General features: G+C 69.4%; 17 protein-coding genes, 1 tRNA gene and 1 pseudogene. 10 read left to right on the top strand and 9 right to left on the bottom strand.

Going from position 1 to position 19,599, the window contains the following annotated elements:
- Positions 1–39: 39 nt before the first annotated feature.
- The 7 genes and pseudogenes from CR470_RS39690 to CR470_RS23650 form a co-directional block, all read left to right on the top strand.
- Positions 40–735, top strand: a pseudogene (locus tag CR470_RS39690) (SCO3242 family prenyltransferase); the annotation flags it as partial.
- Positions 732–1,604 (top strand): sugar phosphate isomerase/epimerase family protein, encoded by an 873-nt coding sequence (locus tag CR470_RS23675; RefSeq protein ID WP_097869562.1) that lies wholly within the window; start codon positions 732–734, stop codon positions 1,602–1,604. The pseudogene CR470_RS39690 and the gene CR470_RS23675, both read left to right, overlap by 4 nt.
- Positions 1,598–2,287 (top strand): EboA domain-containing protein, encoded by a 690-nt coding sequence (locus tag CR470_RS23670; RefSeq protein ID WP_097869561.1) that lies wholly within the window; start codon positions 1,598–1,600, stop codon positions 2,285–2,287. The genes CR470_RS23675 and CR470_RS23670 overlap by 7 nt, the downstream gene beginning before the upstream one ends.
- The gene (locus CR470_RS23665; protein ID WP_097869560.1) at positions 2,287–3,135 is read left to right on the top strand and encodes a TatD family hydrolase; all 849 of its coding nucleotides are present in this window, start codon (positions 2,287–2,289) and stop codon (positions 3,133–3,135) included. Before CR470_RS23670 ends, CR470_RS23665 begins: the two co-directional genes overlap by 1 nt.
- 7 nt (positions 3,136–3,142) lie before the next feature.
- Positions 3,143–4,318, top strand: a complete 1,176-nt coding sequence (eboE, locus tag CR470_RS23660) for a metabolite traffic protein EboE (protein ID WP_097869559.1) — start codon at positions 3,143–3,145, stop codon at positions 4,316–4,318.
- Positions 4,315–5,709, top strand: a complete 1,395-nt coding sequence (locus CR470_RS23655) for an alkaline phosphatase family protein (RefSeq protein WP_097869558.1) — start codon at positions 4,315–4,317, stop codon at positions 5,707–5,709. The genes eboE and CR470_RS23655 overlap by 4 nt, the downstream gene beginning before the upstream one ends.
- A 67-nt stretch (positions 5,710–5,776) precedes the next feature.
- Positions 5,777–6,853, top strand: a complete 1,077-nt coding sequence (locus CR470_RS23650) for a sugar phosphate isomerase/epimerase family protein (protein WP_097869557.1) — start codon at positions 5,777–5,779, stop codon at positions 6,851–6,853.
- Between the two features lie 90 nt (positions 6,854–6,943).
- Here the strand turns inward: CR470_RS23650 and CR470_RS23645 are convergent, their stop codons facing one another.
- Positions 6,944–8,248 carry a DUF2254 domain-containing protein gene (locus CR470_RS23645; protein WP_097869556.1) on the bottom strand — a complete coding sequence of 435 codons (1,305 nt, stop codon included), beginning with the start codon at positions 8,246–8,248 and terminating at the stop codon, positions 6,944–6,946.
- Positions 8,249–8,412: 164 nt separating this feature from the next.
- On the opposite strand from CR470_RS23645, the gene CR470_RS23640 reads away from it, so the two are divergent.
- A tRNA-Leu gene (locus tag CR470_RS23640) sits at positions 8,413–8,497 on the top strand.
- 245 nt (positions 8,498–8,742) lie between these two features.
- Here the strand turns inward: CR470_RS23640 and CR470_RS23635 are convergent.
- Both CR470_RS23635 and CR470_RS23630 read right to left on the bottom strand, forming a co-directional pair.
- Positions 8,743–10,653, bottom strand: a complete 1,911-nt coding sequence (locus CR470_RS23635) for a hypothetical protein (RefSeq protein ID WP_143663863.1) — start codon at positions 10,651–10,653, stop codon at positions 8,743–8,745.
- Entirely contained in the window at positions 10,650–11,651 is a 1,002-nt protein-coding gene (locus tag CR470_RS23630) for a hypothetical protein (RefSeq protein WP_143663862.1), read from the bottom strand. The genes CR470_RS23635 and CR470_RS23630 overlap by 4 nt, the downstream gene beginning before the upstream one ends.
- Before the next feature lie 21 nt (positions 11,652–11,672).
- Here CR470_RS23630 and CR470_RS23625 point away from each other — a divergent pair, with 21 nt between their 5' ends.
- Positions 11,673–11,981 carry a helix-turn-helix domain-containing protein gene (locus CR470_RS23625; protein WP_097869553.1) on the top strand — a complete coding sequence of 103 codons (309 nt, stop codon included), beginning with the start codon at positions 11,673–11,675 and terminating at the stop codon, positions 11,979–11,981.
- Between the two features lie 222 nt (positions 11,982–12,203).
- On the opposite strand, the gene CR470_RS23620 is transcribed toward CR470_RS23625, so the two are convergent.
- Positions 12,204–12,725: a hypothetical protein gene (locus CR470_RS23620; RefSeq protein ID WP_097869552.1), complete on the bottom strand. Its 522-nt coding sequence runs from the start codon at positions 12,723–12,725 to the stop codon at positions 12,204–12,206.
- Positions 12,726–13,004: 279 nt separating this feature from the next.
- Between CR470_RS23620 and CR470_RS23615 the strand changes: the two genes are divergently transcribed.
- The gene (locus CR470_RS23615; RefSeq protein WP_097869551.1) at positions 13,005–13,772 is read left to right on the top strand and encodes an IclR family transcriptional regulator; all 768 of its coding nucleotides are present in this window, start codon (positions 13,005–13,007) and stop codon (positions 13,770–13,772) included.
- A 24-nt stretch (positions 13,773–13,796) separates the two neighbouring features.
- Here CR470_RS23615 and CR470_RS41345 read toward each other — a convergent pair whose 3' ends face one another.
- The 5 genes from CR470_RS41345 to CR470_RS23595 form a co-directional block, all read right to left on the bottom strand.
- Complete coding sequence (locus CR470_RS41345; protein ID WP_373561440.1) at positions 13,797–14,243, bottom strand: NUDIX domain-containing protein; 447 nt, start codon at positions 14,241–14,243, stop codon at positions 13,797–13,799.
- A gap of 327 nt (positions 14,244–14,570) precedes the next feature.
- The gene (locus CR470_RS23610; RefSeq protein WP_257138894.1) at positions 14,571–15,269 is read right to left on the bottom strand and encodes an HNH endonuclease; all 699 of its coding nucleotides are present in this window, start codon (positions 15,267–15,269) and stop codon (positions 14,571–14,573) included.
- Between the two features lie 44 nt (positions 15,270–15,313).
- Positions 15,314–16,690 (bottom strand): AAA family ATPase, encoded by a 1,377-nt coding sequence (locus CR470_RS23605; RefSeq protein WP_097869550.1) that lies wholly within the window; start codon positions 16,688–16,690, stop codon positions 15,314–15,316.
- A 97-nt stretch (positions 16,691–16,787) separates the two neighbouring features.
- Positions 16,788–18,929: a UvrD-helicase domain-containing protein gene (locus CR470_RS23600; RefSeq protein WP_097869549.1), complete on the bottom strand. Its 2,142-nt coding sequence runs from the start codon at positions 18,927–18,929 to the stop codon at positions 16,788–16,790.
- Positions 18,929–19,599 (bottom strand): hypothetical protein (locus CR470_RS23595; RefSeq protein ID WP_143663861.1); only part of this gene is annotated, 671 nt, incomplete at its 5' end. The genes CR470_RS23595 and CR470_RS23600, both read right to left, overlap by 1 nt.

Here is a 19,599-nt window from a genome sequence, read left to right as displayed (position 1 = left end):
AGATGTGTATAAGAGACAGGGGCCATACCGGCCTTCGCGGCCATGGCAGCGGCCCGCGACGCGGCGGTATCGGCCCCGGCCCGCGGCGGCCTGACCGCATCCCTGCCCGCCCTGCCCGCCGCCCTGGTGCTCGGGGCCCACACCTACGGCGTCACCGCCGTATCGCGCCACGAGGCGCAGGGCGGTTCCACCGCCACCCCGCTCGCGGTGCTGGCCACGACGACGGCACTCGCGGCAGCGGTGCTGAGGGAGCCTTGGGGACAGGCGCCAGACCGGCCCGGTGCGCCGAGGGCCGAGGCCGACGGCGGCGCCGTCGCACTGCGCCTCGGCGCAGGCCCGCTCGGGAAGGTCACCGACCCCGTCCGGCTCCTGGTCCTGTCTCTTATACACATCTCTGATGGGGCGNAGCCCGCTCAGAGATGTGTATAAGAGACAGGCGGCGCCGTCGCACTGCGCCTCGGCGCAGGCCCGCTCGGGAAGGTCACCGACCCCGTCCGGCTCCTGGTCATCGCGCTCACCGGTGCCTACCTCCGTACCGCCGGGCCACCCCTCCTGCACGCCGCGCTCAACCCGTCCCCGCCCCTCACCCAACGCGCGGTCGGCGGAGGCATCCGGGCCATGATCCCGCTCCAGGCAGCGCTCGCCGCCCGCGCCGGGGCACCCGTCACCGGTCTCGCCGTCATGGGGCTCGGCCCCCTCGCCCGCAGCCTCTCCCGGAAGGTGAGCCTCACATGACCCTCCACCTCGGATACGGCACCAACGGGCTCACCGACCTGCGCCTCGACGACGCCCTCGGCCTGCTCGCCGACCTCGGCTACGAGGGCGTCGGCCTGACCCTCGACCACATGCACCTCGACCCCATGGCCCCGGACCTCACCGAGCGCACCCGGCAGGTCCGGCGCAGGCTCACCTCCCTCGGGCTCCGGGTCACCGTGGAGACCGGCGCCCGCTATGTCCTCGACCCGCGCCGCAAGCACGGCCCCTCCCTCCTCGACCCGGACCCCGACGCCCGGGCCGCCCGCACCGCCCTGCTGGTCCGCGCCGTCGACGTGGCCGCCGAACTCGGCGCGCACGCCGTCCACTGCTTCAGCGGCATCACCCCGCCCGGCACCTCGCCGGACACCGCGTGGAAGCGGCTCACCGAAGCGATCGCCCCCGTCCTCGAAGCCGCCGAGCGGACCGGCATCCCTCTCGCCATCGAGCCCGAACCCGGTCACCTCCTCGCCACCCTCGCCGACTTCCACCACCTGCGCGGCCTCCTCGGCGACCCGGGGCCGCTCGGCCTCACCCTCGACATCGGCCACTGCCAGTGTCTGGAGGAGGCGACGCCCCTGGAGTGCGTCAAGGAGTCCGCCCCCTGGCTCCGGCACGTCCAGATCGAGGACATGCGGCGCGGCGTCCACGAGCACCTCCCGTTCGGCGACGGGGAGATCGACTTCCCGCCCGTGCTCGCCGCCCTGGCCGCATCGGACTACCGGGGACTCACCGTCGTCGAACTGCCCCGCCACTCCCACGCGGGCCCCGAACTGGCCCGTACCTCGATCGACTTCCTGCACGACGCCATGGAGCGCGCTACCAGGACCGAGGGAGCCGCCACGTGCTGAAGTCCCGCGAGGAACTCGACGCCGAACTCGGCGGGGCCGCCCGGGCCTGGCTCGACGAGGCCCTGGCCGAGGCCGCCCACGACGCGGCCACGCCCGACACCCCCGGCCGGGCGGCGGCCGGACCGTACACCACCCCGCCGTGGGAACTGCGCTACGCCGCCGCCGGCCGGCACTGCGGACCGGAGCACGCCGACTCCGTACGCTCCCTCCTGCTCGTCGCGGCCCGCGCCTCGGGGCCCTCCGTCACCCGGCTCTACGAACAGGGCACCGCCGCCGAACGCCGCGCCGTCCTCCTCACCCTGCACCTCCTCGACCTCGGCGACACCGCACTCCCGCTCGTCGAGGACGCGCTGCGCGCCAACGACACCCGGCTGGTCGCCGCGGCCGTCGGCCCCTACGCCGCCGAGCACCTCGACACCCATGCCTGGCGGCACGCCGTACTGAAGTGCCTGTTCACCGAAGTGCCGGTCGCGGCCGTCGCCCGGCTCGGCGACCGGGCCCGCGGAGATGCCGAACTCGCACGCATGCTCAGCGACTTCGCCGCCGAACGCACCGCCGCCGGCCGCGATGTCCCCGAAGACCTGCGCACGGTCCTCGCCCTCACCGCCCCGGCCGGCGAGGGCGCCCACCAGGCCCCGCCGACCGCAGCTCCCGCAGCCCCCGCCCCCACGGAGGAGTCCTGATGCGCATCTTCGACCCCCACATCCACATGACCTCCCGCACCACCGACGACTACCAGGCGATGTACGACGCGGGCGTCCGCGCGCTCGTCGAACCCTCCTTCTGGCTCGGCCAGCCCCGCACCTCGCCCGCCAGCTTCTTCGACTACTTCGACGCGCTCCTCGGCTGGGAGCCCTTCCGCGCCTCCCAGTACGGCATCGCGCACCACTGCACGCTCGCCCTCAACCCCAAGGAGGCGAACGACCCCCGCTGCACCCCTGTCCTGGACGCGCTGCCCCGCTACCTCGTGAAGGACGGGGTCGTCGCCGTCGGCGAGATCGGCTACGACTCCATGACCCCGGCCGAGGACCACGCCCTGGCCGCCCAGCTCCAGCTCGCCGCCGACCACGGGCTGCCCGCCCTCGTCCACACCCCGCACCGCGACAAGCTCGCCGGTCTGCACCGCACCATCGACGTCATCCGCGAATCGAACCTCCCCCCGGAGCACGTCCTCCTCGACCACCTCAATGAGACAACGGTAGAGGCCGCCACTGACAGCGGCTGCTGGGCCGGATTCTCCATCTACCCGGACACCAAGATGGACGAGGACCGGATGGTCACCATCCTCCGGAACCACGGCACCGAGAAGATGATCGTCAACTCGGCCGCCGACTGGGGAAAGAGCGACCCCCTCAAGACCCGCAAGGTCGCCGACGCCATGCTGAAGGCCGGCTTCACCGAGGACGACGTCGACAAGGTCCTGTGGCGCAACCCCGTCGCCTTCTACGGTCTGAGCGGCCGCCTCCAGCTGGACGTCCCGGCCCCCGAACCACTCCACGAGGGCAACTCCATCCTGCGCGGCGGGGAGTGAGGCGGACATGCGCTTCCGCCACCCGGACGGTTCCACCGTCCACCTCGCCTACTGCACCAACGTCCACCCCGCCGAAACCCTCGGCGGCGTCCGCGCCCAGCTCCGCGACCACTGCGAACCCGTCCGCCGCCGACTCGGCCGGGACCGGCTCGGCATCGGCCTCTGGCTCGCCCGGGACGCGGCCCGCGCCCTGATCAACGACCCCGCCGAACTCCGCGCGCTGCGCTCCGAACTCGACAGCCGCGGCCTCGAAGTGGTCACCCTCAACGGCTTCCCGTACGAAGGATTCGGCGCCGACGAGGTCAAGTACCGGGTCTACCGGCCGGACTGGACCGAACCCGACCGCCTGGCCCACACCACCGACCTCGCCCGCCTCCTGGCCGCCCTGCTCCCGGACGACACCACCGAGGGCACCATCTCCACCCTGCCGCTCGCCTGGCGCACCCCCTACGACGCCGACCCCGAGGCGGCCCGCACCGCGCGCGCCGCCCTCACCACACTCGCCCAGCGCCTCGACGCACTGGCCGAACTGACCGGCAAGTCCATCCGCGTCGGCCTCGAACCGGAACCGGGCTGCACGGTCGAGACCACCGCCGACGCCATCGCCCCGCTCACCGACGTGGCCCACGACCGGATCGGCATCTGCGTCGACACCTGCCACCTCGCCACCTCCTTCGAGGACCCCGGCACCGCACTCGACGCGCTGGCCGCCGCCGGCATCCGCGTCGTCAAGTCCCAGCTCTCCGCAGCCCTGCACGCCGAGCACCCCCACCTGCCCGAGGTCCGCACCGCGCTCGCCGCGTTCGCCGAACCCCGCTTCCTGCACCAGACCCGCACGAGCACCGCCGCCGGCCTGCGCGGCACCGACGACCTGGACGAAGCCGTCGCCGGCCGGGCGCTCCCGGACAGCACGCCGTGGCGCGCCCACTTCCACGTACCGCTCCACGCACCCCCGGCGCCCCCGCTGACCTCGACGCTGCCCGTGCTCCGCGACACGCTCACCCGGCTCGTCGGCGGACCCGTGCCCCTGACCCGGCACCTGGAGGTCGAGACGTACACCTGGCAGGCGCTGCCCGCCGAACTGCGCCCCCGCACCCGCCCCCAGCTCGCCGACGGCATCGCCGCCGAACTCACGCTCGCCCGCGACCTCCTGGTCGACCTCGGCCTCAAGGAACTGCCATGACCGACGAAGCCACCCCCGGCCCCACCCCCCTCCTGGTCCTCGACGTCGTCGGCCTCACCCCGCAGCTCCTGGCCCACATGCCGAACCTCCGGGCCATGGGGGAGCAGGGTGCGAAAGCACCGCTCTCCACCGTCCTGCCGGCCGTCACCTGCGCCGCCCAGTCGACCTTCCTCACCGGCACGATGCCCGCCGAACACGGCATCGTCGCCAACGGCTGGTACTTCCGCGAGCTCGGCGACGTCCTGCTGTGGCGCCAGCACAACGGGCTCGTCGAGGGCGACAAACTGTGGGACGCGGCCCGCCGCGCCCACCCCGGCTACACCGTCGCCAACATCTGCTGGTGGTACGCCATGGGAGCCGACACCGACTGGACGGTCACCCCGCGCCCCGTCTACTACGCCGACGGCCGCAAGGAACCCGACTGCTACACCAGGCCCCCCGCCCTGCACGACGAACTGACCGACAAACTCGGCACGTTTCCCCTCTTCCACTTCTGGGGCCCCGGCGCCGACCTCGTCTCCTCCCAGTGGATCATCGACGCCACCCGGCACATCATCGCCACCCGCACCCCCGACCTCGCCCTCTGCTACCTGCCGCACCTCGACTACGACCTCCAGCGCTACGGCCCCGACGACCCCCGCTCCCACCGGGCCGCCGCCGACCTCGACCGGGCCGTGGCCCCGCTGCTGGCCGACGCCCGCGCCGAGGGACGTTCCGTCGTCGCGCTCTCCGAATACGGCATCACCCGCGTCGGCCGCCCCGTCGACATCAACCGCGCCCTGCGCCGGGCGGGCCTCCTGGAGGTCCACACCCAGGACGGCATGGAATACCTGGACCCGATGACCTCCCGGGCCTTCGCCGTCGCCGACCACCAGATCGCGCACATCTACGTACGCCGCCCCGAGGACCTGGAAGCGACCCGGGCGGCCCTCGCGGACCTGCCGGGCATCGAGCAGCTCCTCGACGACGAGGGCAAGAAGGCGCACCACCTGGACCACCCCCGCTCCGGCGAGCTGGTCGCCGTCGCGGAGAAGGACGCCTGGTTCACGTACTACTACTGGCTCGACGACGCCCGCGCCCCCGACTTCGCCCAGCTCGTCGAGATCCACCGCAAACCCGGCTACGACCCCGTCGAGCTCTTCATGGACCCCCAGGACCCCTACGTCCGGGTCAAGGCCGTCTCGGCGGTCGCCCGCAAGAAGCTCGGCCTGCGCTACCGCATGGCGGTCGTCCCCCTGGACCCCTCACCTATTCGCGGCAGCCACGGCCGCCTCCCCGAGAGCGACGACGATGGTCCGCTCATCCTCTGCTCCACCCCCCACGCGTTCCCCGACCGGGTCAGGGCCACCGAAGTGAAGGCCCTGCTCCTCCAGCTTGCCGGACTGCACTGACATTCCCCGTCACGCACCCGGCACCGCACCACTCACCCCGTCAGGTCACCAAGGGAGATACCCGAACATGAGCCGCACCCCCAAGGACACCGAACTCGCCCGCAGACTGAGCCGCCGCAACATCCTCGGTGTCGCCGCCGGAGCCACCGCCGCCACCATCATCGGCACCGCGAGCGCCCAGGCCGACAGCCGCGGCCAGGGACACGGCAACGGCCACGGACATGACCACGGCCATGGCCACGGCAAGGGCAAGCCCGTCCTGCCCCCCGGCCGCCTCGGCATCCAGCTCTACAGCCTCCGCGACCAGATCTCCACGCTGGGCTTCGCTCCGGTCTTCGCCGAACTGGAGAAGTACGGCTACGACGAGATCGAACTCGCGGGCTACACCCAGGGCTCGGCCGGTCCCATCACCCTGGCCCAGCTCAAGCGGCTGGCCCGCGACCACGGACTCAACCCGATCGGCAGCCACGTCGGCTACTACGACGACAACAACCCCGGCGCGTACACCTTCGCCCAGAACCTGGAGAAGGTCCTCGACGACGCCCAGGCCCTCGGCCTCAAGCACATCGGCACGGCCTCGGGCCCGTTCCGCTACGGCTCCACGGTGGACGGCTGGAAGCGGGCGGCCGAGGACTTCAACACCTACGGGGCGGCCGCCCGCAAGCGCGGCATGAAGTTCTACCAGCACAACCACGCCGAGGAGTTCTCCTTCGCGACCGACAAGCCCAACGTGCGCCTCTACGACGTCCTGCTCGCCGAGACCGACCCGGACCTCGTCTACCTGGAGCTGGACATCTACTGGGCCTACTGCGCCCAGTTCCGCTTCAGCAAGCGCGTGGACGGCAGCCCGGCCCCGCTCGACCCGCTGAAGTACGTCCTGAAGCACCCGAACCGCTACCCGCTCTTCCACGTCAAGGACGGGGTCCGCGACGAGACGACCCGCGACGGCTACCGCATGTCGGACGTGGGCGACGGGGACATCGACTACAGGACGTTCCTGTCCGAGGTCACCCAGCGCACTCACCACGGCCGGACCTACCACCACTGGCAGGCGGAGCACGACAACCCGGTCGAGTCGCTCGCGTTCGCCCGCAAGTCGAGCGAGCACCTGCACTCGCTGCGTGAGGGCCGTTGCGGCGACTGACGGGTGAAGCACCCCGGCCCGCCGGATCCTCTCCGGCGGGCCGGGGCGCAGCGGCGGGGCCGGGCGGCAGCGTCTTCCGCGCCGCGGCCCCTATCCGATGCCCTGCCGGTCAGGCAGCAGGGCGAACTCCCGGTCGGCGGCCACCGCCACCGTGCGCTCCACGGTCCGGACGAGCAGCGCACGATGCCTGACCAGTGACTTCTTCCGGTCCTCCGGGACGAACAGCAGCAGGTCGTCCAGCCCCGCCATGAGCCGGCGCGTCACCTGGGGACTGCCGGCGACACACCACCGGATCTCTTCGAAGGCGAGGTCGACCAGGTCGTTCCACTCCGGACCGTCCTGCACCAGGCGTACCCGCCCGTCCCGGTCCCGGTGGTGGACGGCGCCGAGCGGCAGGTGCGCCACGGCCGCCAGGAACTGCACGATCCGGTCCAGACACTGCACGGCGGTGGTCGGATCGTTCACGGACGTCGACAGGGCCCGCAGGGCGATGTCCGCGAGCTGACGCAGCCCGAACGCCAGATCCTGGTGCAGGGTCCGCTCCACCGAGACGGAGACCGCGTACCGCAGCCGGCGCGGAGGGGGCACGGACCCGCCGTGGACGGCGAGCACCGGCGTCCCCGGCACCACGAAGTCCCCGATGCGTGGAATGAGCCGCAGCACGACATCCTGCCGCCGCGCGGCCCGGACCAGCCGCGCCGTATTCACGTCCCGCAGCACCCCGGCCCGCCCCTCGTGCAACACCCGCGCGGTCTCCGGCCCCGGCTCGTCCTCGCCCCGCGGCCCTCTCGGCATCCGGCCCAGCACCCGGAACGAGTCGCGCGCGATCCTGTCCACGACCGGCCCCACCTGCATCAGCCGCAGCGTCGCGCTCACGTAGACGACGAAGAGCAGCAGGCTCAGCCCGAGCATCACCAGGATGAGCAGGCTCTGCACCAACGGGACCGAGACCACCCGGCGCGGATCGCTCTCGCTCTCGTACGAGGAGAGCACCAGCAGCGAGAAGAGGAACGTCGCGAGGAACACCGTCAGCGTGAGCTTGCTGATCCGGCTCCTGACGAAGATCCGCACCACCCGGGGCGTCAGCTGGCCGCTTGCCATCTGCACCGCGACCAGCGAGATGCTGAACACGACGCCGATGAAGGTCATCATCGCCGAGCTGATCGTGGTGACGATCGTCTTCGCGTCCTGGGAGAACGCGATCAGCTCGCCCAGCTCGTCGTACGCCTCCTCCCGCTGGAGCAGCGTGACGATCGCGTCGTCCAGTTCGGTGGCGATCAGCCACAGCACGAACACGCAGACGAACCCCATGGTCGGGGCGGACCAGAAGGTGTCGCGCAGGTGCTCGCGCAGGGGGGACAGCGGACGGGGCCGGCGGTAGCCGCGATCACTCATGGACGCGAAGGTAGCCCCAGGACCTCCGAGGACCGGGGAGGCCGAGCTCCCACCGGCACGCCGCACCGCACTGACCACCGGATATGCGGGTGAAGGGCGCGCCGATCCCCTGGTATTGTTTTCCATGTCGCCGCGGGGAACACGCCGCGAACGACAGACACCTTGTCCGGGTGGCGGAATGGCAGACGCGCTAGCTTGAGGTGCTAGTGCCCTTTATCGGGCGTGGGGGTTCAAGTCCCCCCTCGGACACTTGAGGGACGTTCACGAGATCGTCCCGAAGCGTTCACGAATTACCGGTCGAGTCATGTGACTCGCCGGTATTTCGTCGTTTCTGGGGCCTTGAGCCTCGTGATCGGCTCGATGAGGGGGGTGAGGCGGTGGCGGTCCAGGTACTGCGCCTCTCACCTGCGGAAACAAGACATGCCTGCGCGACGGCTGGTAGCCGTGGCGCAGGCATGTGGGGTTTTCAGGGGGCGGAGCGCGACGGAGGTGTGTCACTCGCGTGGCGGAGGCTCGACCTGCTCGTTCGGAAGCGGTCGGGCCAGGGGCCGGGCGGAGGGCTCACCAGATTGGGTTGCGGCGCTCTGCGTGCCGGCTTTGCGGGGCTGGATGCCCTGGTCGCGGAGGAACCGTCGGATGGCTCTGAGGTTCGCCACGAAGATGATGACGGCATTGAGCAGGGTCTGCGCGACGCGTCCGTGCGGCAGGCGGAGCTGGGGATTGTCGATGCTGTCGAGGGCGGACTTCTTGAGGTTGCCGTTGCCGCCCTCGTTCTGACTGCGCAGTCCGGACCAGGCTTCTTGCCACAGAGGGGTGAACAGGGGGTATTTCTGCCGCCACTTGGCCAACACGGTGCCCGGGACGGTGATGCTCTTCCCTCTGCAGATGTCGGGGTAGACGTGGGTGTCCCGCTTGGGCCTGGGGATGGTGGGCAGGGCTGCGGGGGTACGGACAGTGGGGGCGTCGAGGTCGACGACGGTGGACGGGCGTGGCTGGGGTCGGCGGTAGCAGGTGACCGTGGCGTGCGGCCCGAGGGCGGGGCACTGTCTGCGCTGGTCCCCTGCGGGCCCGTACTCCTTGATCTTGGTCTGGTAATCCTTCCGGGACTGGATCAGGTTGAGTGCGTGGGCGCGGTCCTCGTCCGTGCGGCTGTCGATGTATGTGGCGCCCGCAGTGATGAGCGGGGCGGGCATCAGCGGGCAGTAGAACTCGCCGCCGACCAGCTGCATGCCGCGGAACTCTCCCTGTCGGTCGACCTTGTCGTCGTTGTAGTGCTTCACCGCGTTGAGGCCGAGTTTGAGCAGCTGCAGATGCAGGTTGTGAGGCTTGGCCTGGGTGATGCCCCGGTCGGCGCAGAACAGGTCTTTGACCAGGCCTCGTTCGAAGGCCGGCTGGATGGCGCGCAGGGCGGCCGGGCCGGGTTCGGTGCCCGGGGTGTGAAGGATCATGCCGAGGCAGACCGCCGGGTAGGCGCCGGCGAGGTCGCCATGGCCATGGCCCGGGAACGCGGCCATCATGGCGTAGCGGAACTCTCTCTTCTCCGGCGCCTTGGCCCTCTTCTCCTGTGTCGACTTGGTCTTGCGAGGCGGTGGCTTGTTCGCCGTGCCACGCCGGGTGCCAGTGTTCGTGGAAGCCGCAGGTTTGCCGCTGGGTCCCGCCTTCTTCTGCTTCTTCTGCGTTCCTCCCTTCATGTACATCCCGGCGGTGATCTCAAGCGAGGCCCGGTCCCGGTGGTAGTCCGGCTCTTTGCCCCAGACCGGAACCGGAGTGTCATCGACCGCGATGTGGCCAGGCCACCGAGCGAAGTCGCCGCGCCGGTAGGAAGCCATCACCGGAGCGAGAACCAGATCCTGGGCGATGGCCTCCAGATTGCGCACGGTGTCCTGATTGGCGCGGGCATTCCACTTCCGTCGGATCTTCTTGGCCTCGCTGAGCGACAGCCGCTTGCGGCGGTCGTGTGGTGCCGGGTCGAGGCGCCGGGTCATCGAGGCCCAGGACCGGTAGACGCGCTTCGACGTCGCGTACTGGTGGTGCGCGACGCGGTCGATCTCTTCTCGGGTTGCACCCTCGGGGATGTGCAGGTCGACGTTGGGGACGTCAAGGAGGGCCTTGGACCCTGGAGACAGGGCGAAGAAGAGTGTCTCCCATGCGTCGTTGATGTTCGCGCTCTTGCCCATGTACTGCGACAGGATCAGGCCGATCAGCACTGTGCGGAACGGGAAGCCCTTCGGGCCTGGCCGGTGCTCGTTGGAGGGAAGGCGTTCCAGTACTCCGCTGTGGCGCACGAGGTCGAAGACCTGCCTCACAACGCGGTCGTTGAGGGTACGGCCGGGGGCCTGCGGTGCAGGGCGTAAAGCGAGGCCGGTACGCCGGCAAGGTTTGTCTTCCGGGTTCTTCCTGCTCATGCCGCCCCCCGCAACAGATCGGATGCCTCCGCTTCGGGCACGTCGTGGAGGAAGACGAGGTATCGCGAGAGGCTGTGCAGGGTCCCGAGTCCCGACGCTTTGAGGATCACCTTCAGCGGAATACCTGCATTCAGCAGTTCGACGAGCCAGGTCGTACGCAGCCGCTGGGTCTGCAGCACTGCACCGTCACAACGGCCGATGATCCGCGGGTACCTGGCCAGCCAGTCCGATGCGATGTGCTTGCTGGTGCGGTCCTGCCAGTCTGGCCGGAAGGCGTACGCGTCTGCCGGGATGTGGGCGGCTTCCGCCAGCAGCAGTTCCTCGTAGGCGTACCGGCACACGACAGTGCGCGGACGGCGCCCGTGCACCTTGACCAGTGCCCGGCCGGTGGGGCCCGCGAGGATGTCCCGCCCCTGAACGTACACAAGATCCTCAACGGCGAGCCCGCAGCCGACGCCGAGGCAGAACAGAAGACAGGCGTTGCGCCGCTGGGCGGGGGTGGGCAGGCTCTGCGCCCAGATCAGCCAGTAGGCGATTTCCGCCGGCGGGTAGGGGGCCACTGGGGCGGCGGTGGCCTTCAGCCGGATCGGCGGATGCTGTCCGAGCTGGTCCAGCAGGAGTGCTTCGGAGGCCCGGCGCAGCTGGCTGCTGCAGGTACGGCGGCTGTTGGCGGCCATGTCGCGGCAGCCGACGAGGATGAATCGTTCGACGGTGCTCTGGTCAAGGATCACCGAGGGTTCGAGCGGGAGGCCCTGGGCCTCGACCCAGGCGACCAGCCGTGCGAGCGGCGTCATGACCACGTCTGGGCCGTAGGGTCCCGCTGCGACCGCCATGAATCCCAGCGAGCGGACGACCGGCGCGATGCGGCGCCACTGGGCGGGCGGCACCGTCTCCGCCTTCGGTGCGTAGGCCAGCAGGCGATTCGACACAGCGACCTCCAGGCGCAAGGCCCATGACATGTGGCCGGTTAACCGGCCACTGGTGTCAGTGTCGATCACGATCTGAAGGAACGCATCTTTATGACCGGAGGCCGAGCGCGCACGGCGCCGCCATGGAGCTACGCCGTCGATCCGGAGGAGTGGCCGGATGCCCGGATCGCCGGGGAGCCCGCCGCGGCGGTCGTCCAGACGATTGCCCGCCGTCTCGCCGCCGCCCTGCGCGAGAGGCCGGAGCTCTCGCTGCGTGCACTGGCCGCCCAGAGCGACGTCGGCAGACAGACCATCGGTGATCTGCTGGCGGGCGCCACCTGGCCGGATGTGCTGACGGTCTGCCGACTGGAGCGCGCCCTGGGCCTGGCGCTCTGGCCCGGATCGAATGCGACCCAATGAGCTCATGACTGATCCCCAATTGCCTATTTGAGGTCAGTCGTGCACGCTCAAGTGCGGAATGGCGCAGACGCCCTATAGCGCTACCCGTGGGAGCGCTAGAGTGAACGTGCGCGACGGACCGGAACCCTGGTAGGAGAAGCGTCCGTTCGCGTGTTTGGCGGCCTCCCTCGACCGCTAATCGAGGGAGGCCTGCTTGTTGGGTTACGGTCGTTCCCGGGTGGATCAAGCGGCCCGGGATGACAGCACGGCCCGGAACATTCCCGGTGCTACGTTTTCCACCTCGCCAAGTTGCTTCATGCGGTTGAGGGTTTTTCCTACGGATGAGCGGACCGTCGCGTCCGCTCCTGGGCGCACCGCCGCCGCGATATCGGTGATGGACATTGCCTCTTGAGCAGCGCACAGGAGTGTGAGGATCGCATCGCGCATGCTTCCGTTACGCGGTGGCCCCAGGGTCCGAGCGCCAATCCCCGGGCGCGCATCTTCGGACGAAGGATCCTCGTCGACGACAGAAACTTCAGACGGACCCTCCCGGGAAGGCTGGGCGGTTTCCGCGTCCTCGCCAGTGTCCGGCGGCTCTTCGCGGACATCGGTGGATTCGATGCCCTGGCACATCATCGCGTACACAGCTTCCAATGTCGCCAACTCGTCGCGCAGTGAAGTGATCAGCTCCTTCACGGCATGCCGGGCCTGGCCGATGTAGACACCCTTGTCTGACGCAGGTGCGCTGGTCCGGTATCCCGCCATAGCGAACTCCTAAGGAAGGCCGCTGCCAGTGTAGGGACGGCACACTGTGGCACGCACGCAGTTCCTGTGAGGCGCTATCAAACGGTCAGCAGTGCGCTCAAGCACGGCAAGTCCGGTCGGGGTTAGCGCAGGACTCGACCCGTCTTGGCGCAGAGTTGGCTCGCCGGGTTCGTGCGATGCCGCACCGGAACTGGTGAGACGTGCAACCACAGAATTCTGACGTGTGGATTCTGTCGAAGCTCCCGGTCTCCGGGAGCGTTTGAGCGTTACGGTTCCTTCATGGTGGATGGCAAGCATCTGTCGGCGACAGAGGCCTTGGCGTCGGTGACGAAGGCCCTGGATGTTCTAGTCCTGGCGTATGACCGGGGGGAAATCGGTGTTACCGAAACCGCCCGGGAGCTCGGTATCTCACGTTCCACCGCACACCGCATCCTGGTCACCCTGCAGCGCACAGGTTTCCTGCGCCACGATCCTGGCCAGCACGGATACTCAGCGGGGCCGCAGCTCGTACGTATGGGACTGGCCGCGATCGCCCAGCTGGACGTCCGACGACAGGCGCGCAGACCCCTGGAGGAGCTCTCCGAGAAGCTGCAGGAGACGGTGTGCCTGTACTTCCTGGATGCGGCGGTCGTCCGACTACTCGACGGAGTCGAGTGCCGGCATGTCCTGCGCGTCAGCGTTCCGCTCGGACAGGAGCTCCCTGCCCACGTCACAGCGGCGGGCAAGGCCCTGCTCGCACTGCGCGACCCGGCAGATGTACGCGCGACACTCCCGGCCGTGCTCCCTGCCACGGCGGCAGGAAGCATCACTGAGTGGCCGCTGCTTGAAGTGGAGTTGGAGGAAGTCAGAGTCCGGGGATGGGCGGCAGACCTCGAAGAAAGTGCACACGACCTGCACGGCGTAGGCGTGGCCATCCGTAACCGCATAGGGGAACCGCTCGCCGCGATCTCCGTGTACGCGCCCGCCGTACGTCTGCGTGAACAGGACATGCCAGCGGTTGCCACGGCCCTGCAGGAGACCGCCACCACGATCGCCAGGGCAAAGTGACAGCGGGTTCCGAGGTGCCGGGACTCAAGGCCCCAACGTGATCCGCCCGTCCGGGATCCACCCCTCCAGGTATCCCGTCAACAGCACATCCACATCTGGCAGATCGCACCGTGTGCACAACTCCTGCCACTGCTCAGGCCCTGCCCAGCGTGTCACTCCCCTCCAGGGCAGATGCTCCAGCGGAGCACCAGCCACAGCGAGACGAAAGATAAACACGTGTGCCTCTCGGCGGCTCCGACCTATGGGCACAGGCACCTGGGCCCAGCGGCATCCCTCAACGGCGCCCCCGTGCACCGGCATCGCGCCGACCGCATCGCGGAGTACGCGCACTGCCGCCTCACGGTAGGGCTCTGCGGCTCGGACCGATCCTGACGGGAGCACCCATCGGGGACCAGCTCCAGGCGGGTCGTCTGTCACCAGGGCAAGCCGCCCGTCCGAGCTCAGCAACGCGACGAACACCACCCGCCGCATCCTGGGAGGCGGCACGGCAGGGCACCTCGAACTCTTGGCAGCGTCCAGGAAAGCAGGCACGGTCCGATCCTGACATGTGGCCGGTTAACCGGCCACTCGTGTCCTAGAGAGACGCAGGTTTCATCTCGGAGCTCGATGCGGCGAATCTGATCTATGTCTGGGCAGCAGCAAGCCGCACGGATACTTCAGGGGCCGTTGCCCGAGTATTGCGCAGCCGGCCACTTTGGTGATGTCACCGATCGCCGAGTTCAGCTTCACGACGGTGTCCTCACTTTTCTTCTCTCGGGGGAAGCCACCGGCGAGAACCTGCTTGCGCAGGGCGCTGACCTAGCAGGTGCCCAGCAGTCCGGTACGGATCACCGGATCGCGCAGCAGAGCGAGGGTGTCGGACTCGTCCGTGAAGATGTCCTCGGCGCCCGGGACAACTGCTTGGTGGAACATGGCATGAACAACGTCGGCGGTGGGCTGCTCCCAGATGGTTGCTGCACAGGCTGCCACCTCCTCCAAGTCGTCCTTTTCGAGGGCAGTACGCCACTTGTTCAGCAGAAGCGGGGTGATCCGGTAAGCATTGAGCCGTCCCCGGACGAGGATTCTCCGGTTGAGACCGAAGACCTTGATCGTCGCGGTGCCCCTGTCGGTGAGGTCGATGTATTCGCCAGCAGCGAGCGAGAGGTGCAGATGCGGAGCGGGATCCTCGCTGCTCGGGTCGATGAGCAGGGAGGTGCCGTCGTCGGCGAGGGGAAAGAGGTCACGTTTGAGGTGGCTGTTGCACAGGGAGCACGCCAGCAGGTGGTTGTTCCAGTCGAAGGTCCGTAACGGATTGACCCGGACGGGCTCGAAGTGGTCGATGTCCGTGCCCTGGTTGTCCCCGCAGTACATGCACCGCTCCAGCCCCGGCGCCATCTCCGCGAGGGCGCCTTTCAGCACGGGATGTATGTGCCTGCGGACGGACGTCTGCTTCCATAACTGCCTGGCTCGCTGCTTGGGTACTGCGGCCTGCCCGATGTCACCGGTGTAGCCGGCCATGGAAGTCAGCGTTGGCTGTGGGAGTGGCACCCTCGTCACTCGGATCATGAATCGTGCCGCGGGTGACGGGAGTGGAGCCGGGCTGCGATCTCGTCGACGCGGGTTGCCGGTGAACTGGCCAGCTTGCGTTTCAGGTGACGGTACCGGTCCTTTTCCTCTTCGCTGGCCCGGCCTCGCACGACGTCCAGTTCCAGGGCGATGAGTTCCTCGCGCTTCTGTTCGGCCTGGTCCGAGTAGGGGGTGTCGAGCCCGAACAAATCCGAGAGCACGGCGTCGTCACCGCTGCCGAAGACGATGCGGTCGTAGAGGTGCTGGGGCACGACCTCCACAGGGCTCTCCTCGTCGGGGCCCGGCAGCCGGATCAGCCCGCCCGGGTCCGCCGCCTGGCAGATGTAGGGGCTGTGCGTGGTGACGATGAACTGGATGTTCGGGAAGTGCGCCTTCAGCCAGCCGCCGATGCGCTTCTGCCAGGACACGTGCAGATGTGCGTCGATCTCGTCGATGATGACGACCCCGGAACTCGCGACGTTCGGCGTGCCATCCGTCGTGTCCAGGACGAGTTCGCCGTAGGCGTCATGGATCTGCTTGAGGATGTCCACGACCAGGGCCGCCACCGTGCGGTAGCCGTCGCTCATCTCCCGTAGCGGGAATCGGTGGTTGCGGTTGACGACCCACAGGCCCTCGGAGTCGACGTTGTCGATCCGGTAGTCGTCGGGCAGCAGGTCGTCGCCCAGGATGGCCAGGGCGGCTGCCTTCAGGTCCCGGGCGCCGTCACGGTCCTCGAACGCGCGCAGGTGCTGCTCGATGAGCCAGCTCACGCCTTCCGCCAGCGACGCGTCCTCGTGGAAAAGGCTCGTCAGCCGGGCGACCGCGCCCGAGCTGGACATCAGCCGCTGGATGTCGCTGGAGCCCCCGGCGAGCCTGCGGAAGGGGCCGTATCCCGCGCAGAACCATCCCACCGGATTGTCCGCCCAGGGGCCGCGCTGGGCGACGGGGCGTTCCTTCTGGTAGCCGATGGCGTTCAGCGCCGGCTGTCCGGCCCTGCTGGAACCCGGCTTGCCGGAGAGAGACGTCTGCTCCGCCGCGGTCCAGCGTAGCCCGGCCCAGATCGGCCGGACCGGACGCCGCCCCGTGGTGAACTGATCCTGCTCCGGGTCATGGACCAGGCACACTTCAGCCTTCGCCACCGTCTCGTCCCGCGAGACCCAGGTGTCGAACCCGGGGACGAGACTGCGGGCCACGGCGGGTCCGCTGATCGTCAGGGCGACCGCGCGTAGCAGGGTCGTCTTCCCCGAGCCGTTGCGGCCAGCCAGGACCGTCCAGCCGGCGTATGAGCCGTCGGGCCTCGTCAGGTCCAGGTCGACGTCGCGCGCACCGTGGAACGACCTGATGTTCCGTAGGCGAAGGTTCTTCAGGTACATGTCTCGTCCGCCCGGATCCCGTTCTGAGGTGAGAGCCGGACGACGGCCGGCTCCGTGGTGACTCTAACGCGGCGGCGTTGCGTCGCGTCAGCGCAGGTCAGTGGCTTCCCTCCAGGAACGGGCTGCGTGGTCCGGCCCAGGTGATGGAGAGTTGTTCGCGAGCCCTGGTGGCGGCGACGAACAGCAGCGAGCGCTCACGCTGCAGGTCACGGTCGTGCTGAGTGCGGTCCTCGGAGACCGAGGTGACGGCGCCGGGCTGCGGCACGTGATCCGCGCCCACCCCGATGATCGCGACCGCCCGGTACTCCAGGCCCTTGATCCGGTGCATCGTCATCACGTGCACCCCGGAACCGATCGCCGGAGTCTGCCGCGGTTTCACCCTGACGGCCTTGATCCCCGCGTTGTGCAACGCCTCCACCGCCGCGTCCGCGAGCTTGTTGGTCCGGGCGGTGACGACGATCTCGTCCTCCTTCAGCCCTTCGCCCAGCCACTCCTCGACCCGTCCGGCCAGGCCGGTCAGTTCGGCGACCGTGGAGGGGTATTCGGTGAGCTCGGGCTTCGCGCCGCCGAGAACGGACCGGTAGCCACCCAGGTCCTCGGTCGCGTCGTCAAGGTCGTCGAAGCTCGCATCGCCCAGCAGGCTCAGCGACGTTCCGAGGATCTGACGGGTCGTACGGTAGTTCAGCGTCAGCCGCCTGGAGCGCCTCCCCCGCACGTTGATGCCGTGGGCGCTCAGCGCGGTCCGGTTGTCGTAGATCCGCTGGTGGGCGTCGCCGACGATGAAGAGGTCGTCCTCGCCGACCGGGACGAGCGCCCGCAGCAGCTTCCAGTGCGCGGCGTGCAGGTCCTGGGCCTCGTCCACGACGATGTGCCGGTACGGGCGGGTCTCGTCGCTCCAGCCCGAGGCGATCCGGGCGGCCTGCGCGGCGAGTTGGGTGACGCCGACCTCACCGGCCGCGTCCAGCCGGTGCTCGAACGCCTCGATCAGTCCCCACACCTGCGCCCGTTCCGGGCGGTTGAGGCGCCGACCGCGACCGGCCCGGCTGGCGACGAGGTACTCGTCGCGGCTGCGCACGTCCTGGGCGAGCACGACCTGCTTCCACTCGGCCTCCAGGAAACGTGCGTCCCAGCGGTGTGGCTGCTGTTCCTCGGCCAGGTCCTCCCAGCGCCTGCGGATCTCGTCGTCACCGAGGGACTTGGGGGTCTTCGCGCCGAAGACCTCCTTGGCGATGCCGTAGGCGACCTTGTCGATGTTGCGGACGTCCACCTTGGCGGTGAGCTGGGTGCCTCCGAGGTCCTCAAGGAGCGAGCGCAGCAGTTCGGCGAGAGTGGTGGTGTAGGTGGTGAGCAGGATCGCCTGGCCGGGCGGCAGCCGTTCGGCCAGGGCCTTGACCCGGTGCAGGGCGACGACGGTCTTGCCCGTGCCGGGGCCGCCGGTGACCCGTACCGAGCCCTTGTTGGGGGTCTTGCGCTCGGCCAGGGCGCGCTGGGCCGGGTGCAGGAAGATCCGCCAGGCCGACAGCGGCTCGGACATGATCCGGCCGAACTCGGCGACGTCGCCGGTGACGACGAAGGACTCCTTGGTCGCGGGGCGCTCGTTGGCGGCCTCGTAGTCGTCCGGGTCGATGGTGTCACTGGTCGCGGCGACCGAACTGACGTGCTCCCAGACGTCCTCGACGGTCATGCCGTCGGCGAGGCAGAGGATCACGTCCCTGGCGAGCTTGGGCAGATGCTCCACGAAGCCGAGTATCGCGTCGATGCTGCGGATCTCACGCAACGCCGGTACGACCGAGGGGTGCACGCCGAGCCGGTCGAAGTCGGCGTCGGAGACGTGGGCGAAGACGGACGGTTGCTCGGTGGCGGGTGCCTGTGCGGGCTGCCCGCTCAGGGTGCCGTGGAGGCTCGCGAGATTGATCAGCTCGACGCCGCCGGTGACCTTGTTGATGTCGAAGATGATGTGGGACGCCAGGGTGTAGGCGTCGTCGTGCGGCAGCACCGCGACCAGGTAGTAGATGCGGTCGGCGTAGTGCATCAGCACCGCGCGGAAGTTGTCGTTGATCCTGGCCGTGCGCACCCGCTTGTCCTCGGCGCCCTTCGGCGGCTTGAGGTTCAGCCCGTTGGCGTCCGGGTCCCGCTGCATCTTCATGATGAACTGCAGGACCTGTGCCTGGACCGACCCGTCGAGCTTGTCGTAGTACTTGCCGAAGACGTCCGCCATGACGACCTGGGCCTTGGACATCACACATTCTCCAAACGCTCGGCCAACTCGGCCACATCAACTGTCCCGGCGTGTACGACGTGCCAGCCGGCCTCCGCGAACGCGGCGTCACGGTGCTCGTCCGCGTCGAGGAACACCGCCACCCTGGCGTCCGGCCAGGCGAGTTCCGCCTGCTGCGCGACCCGGTCGTCGAGCTCGAAGCCGACCTCGGGGGCGCCGAAGTGACGGGTGCGGGCTTCCCGGCACAGGGCGAACAGCAGTTCCTCGGCCTGCGACGAAGCCCACTCGACCGCCTCTGCCCAGGGCTCCGGCAGTTCGTCGGGCAGGCCCGTGGTGGTGGGCAGCGCACCCGCGAGGAGGGCGACCGTGTGTGGGTCGAGCTGCCCGGCAGTGGACATCGCGATCTGGTGGAACGAACGCGGCAGGGCCGAACCACGGTCGCCCGTCAGCAGCTGCAGCAGATTGGACCACCGCAGCCAGTCGGCCCACCGCGCCCGGTGGCCCGGCTCGGCGACCGCCTCGTCGCGGTCGTCCAGCACGGTGAAGGCCGACCAGGCGGACATCCCGGGCTGCCCGGTCGCGGGCTCGGCCCGCCGGTCGAGCAGCCCGATGACACGCAGCCCGCCCAAGGTACGGACGTCCATCGCGATGGCGTCGGCGGCGCCCGGGTTGCCGGCGACCGGCAGGGGGC

This window comes from Streptomyces sp. rh34 (genome assembly GCF_002551245.1).
Lineage (GTDB): Bacteria > Actinomycetota > Actinomycetes > Streptomycetales > Streptomycetaceae > Streptomyces.
The sequence above is the reverse complement of the archived record's forward strand: the minus strand, read 5'-3'. Positions and strand labels throughout refer to the sequence as shown.

What these genes read in the sequence shown, in the direction of transcription:
- CR470_RS23675 (WP_097869562.1), top strand. Translation starts at nt 732, where the DNA reads ATGACCCTCCACCTCGGATACGGCACCAACGGGCTCACCGACCTGCGC.
- CR470_RS23665 (WP_097869560.1), top strand. Translation starts at nt 2,287, where the DNA reads ATGCGCATCTTCGACCCCCACATCCACATGACCTCCCGCACCACCGAC.
- eboE (WP_097869559.1), top strand. Translation starts at nt 3,143, where the DNA reads ATGCGCTTCCGCCACCCGGACGGTTCCACCGTCCACCTCGCCTACTGC.
- CR470_RS23655 (WP_097869558.1), top strand. Translation starts at nt 4,315, where the DNA reads ATGACCGACGAAGCCACCCCCGGCCCCACCCCCCTCCTGGTCCTCGAC.
- CR470_RS23650 (WP_097869557.1), top strand. Translation starts at nt 5,777, where the DNA reads ATGAGCCGCACCCCCAAGGACACCGAACTCGCCCGCAGACTGAGCCGC.
- CR470_RS23645 (WP_097869556.1), bottom strand. Translation starts at nt 8,248, where the DNA reads ATGAGTGATCGCGGCTACCGCCGGCCCCGTCCGCTGTCCCCCCTGCGC.
- CR470_RS23635 (WP_143663863.1), bottom strand. Translation starts at nt 10,653, where the DNA reads ATGAGCAGGAAGAACCCGGAAGACAAACCTTGCCGGCGTACCGGCCTC.
- CR470_RS23625 (WP_097869553.1), top strand. Translation starts at nt 11,673, where the DNA reads ATGACCGGAGGCCGAGCGCGCACGGCGCCGCCATGGAGCTACGCCGTC.
- CR470_RS23620 (WP_097869552.1), bottom strand. Translation starts at nt 12,725, where the DNA reads ATGGCGGGATACCGGACCAGCGCACCTGCGTCAGACAAGGGTGTCTAC.
- CR470_RS23615 (WP_097869551.1), top strand. Translation starts at nt 13,005, where the DNA reads ATGGTGGATGGCAAGCATCTGTCGGCGACAGAGGCCTTGGCGTCGGTG.
- CR470_RS41345 (WP_373561440.1), bottom strand. Translation starts at nt 14,243, where the DNA reads ATGCGGCGGGTGGTGTTCGTCGCGTTGCTGAGCTCGGACGGGCGGCTT.
- CR470_RS23610 (WP_257138894.1), bottom strand. Translation starts at nt 15,269, where the DNA reads ATGGCCGGCTACACCGGTGACATCGGGCAGGCCGCAGTACCCAAGCAG.
- CR470_RS23605 (WP_097869550.1), bottom strand. Translation starts at nt 16,690, where the DNA reads ATGTACCTGAAGAACCTTCGCCTACGGAACATCAGGTCGTTCCACGGT.
- CR470_RS23600 (WP_097869549.1), bottom strand. Translation starts at nt 18,929, where the DNA reads ATGTCCAAGGCCCAGGTCGTCATGGCGGACGTCTTCGGCAAGTACTAC.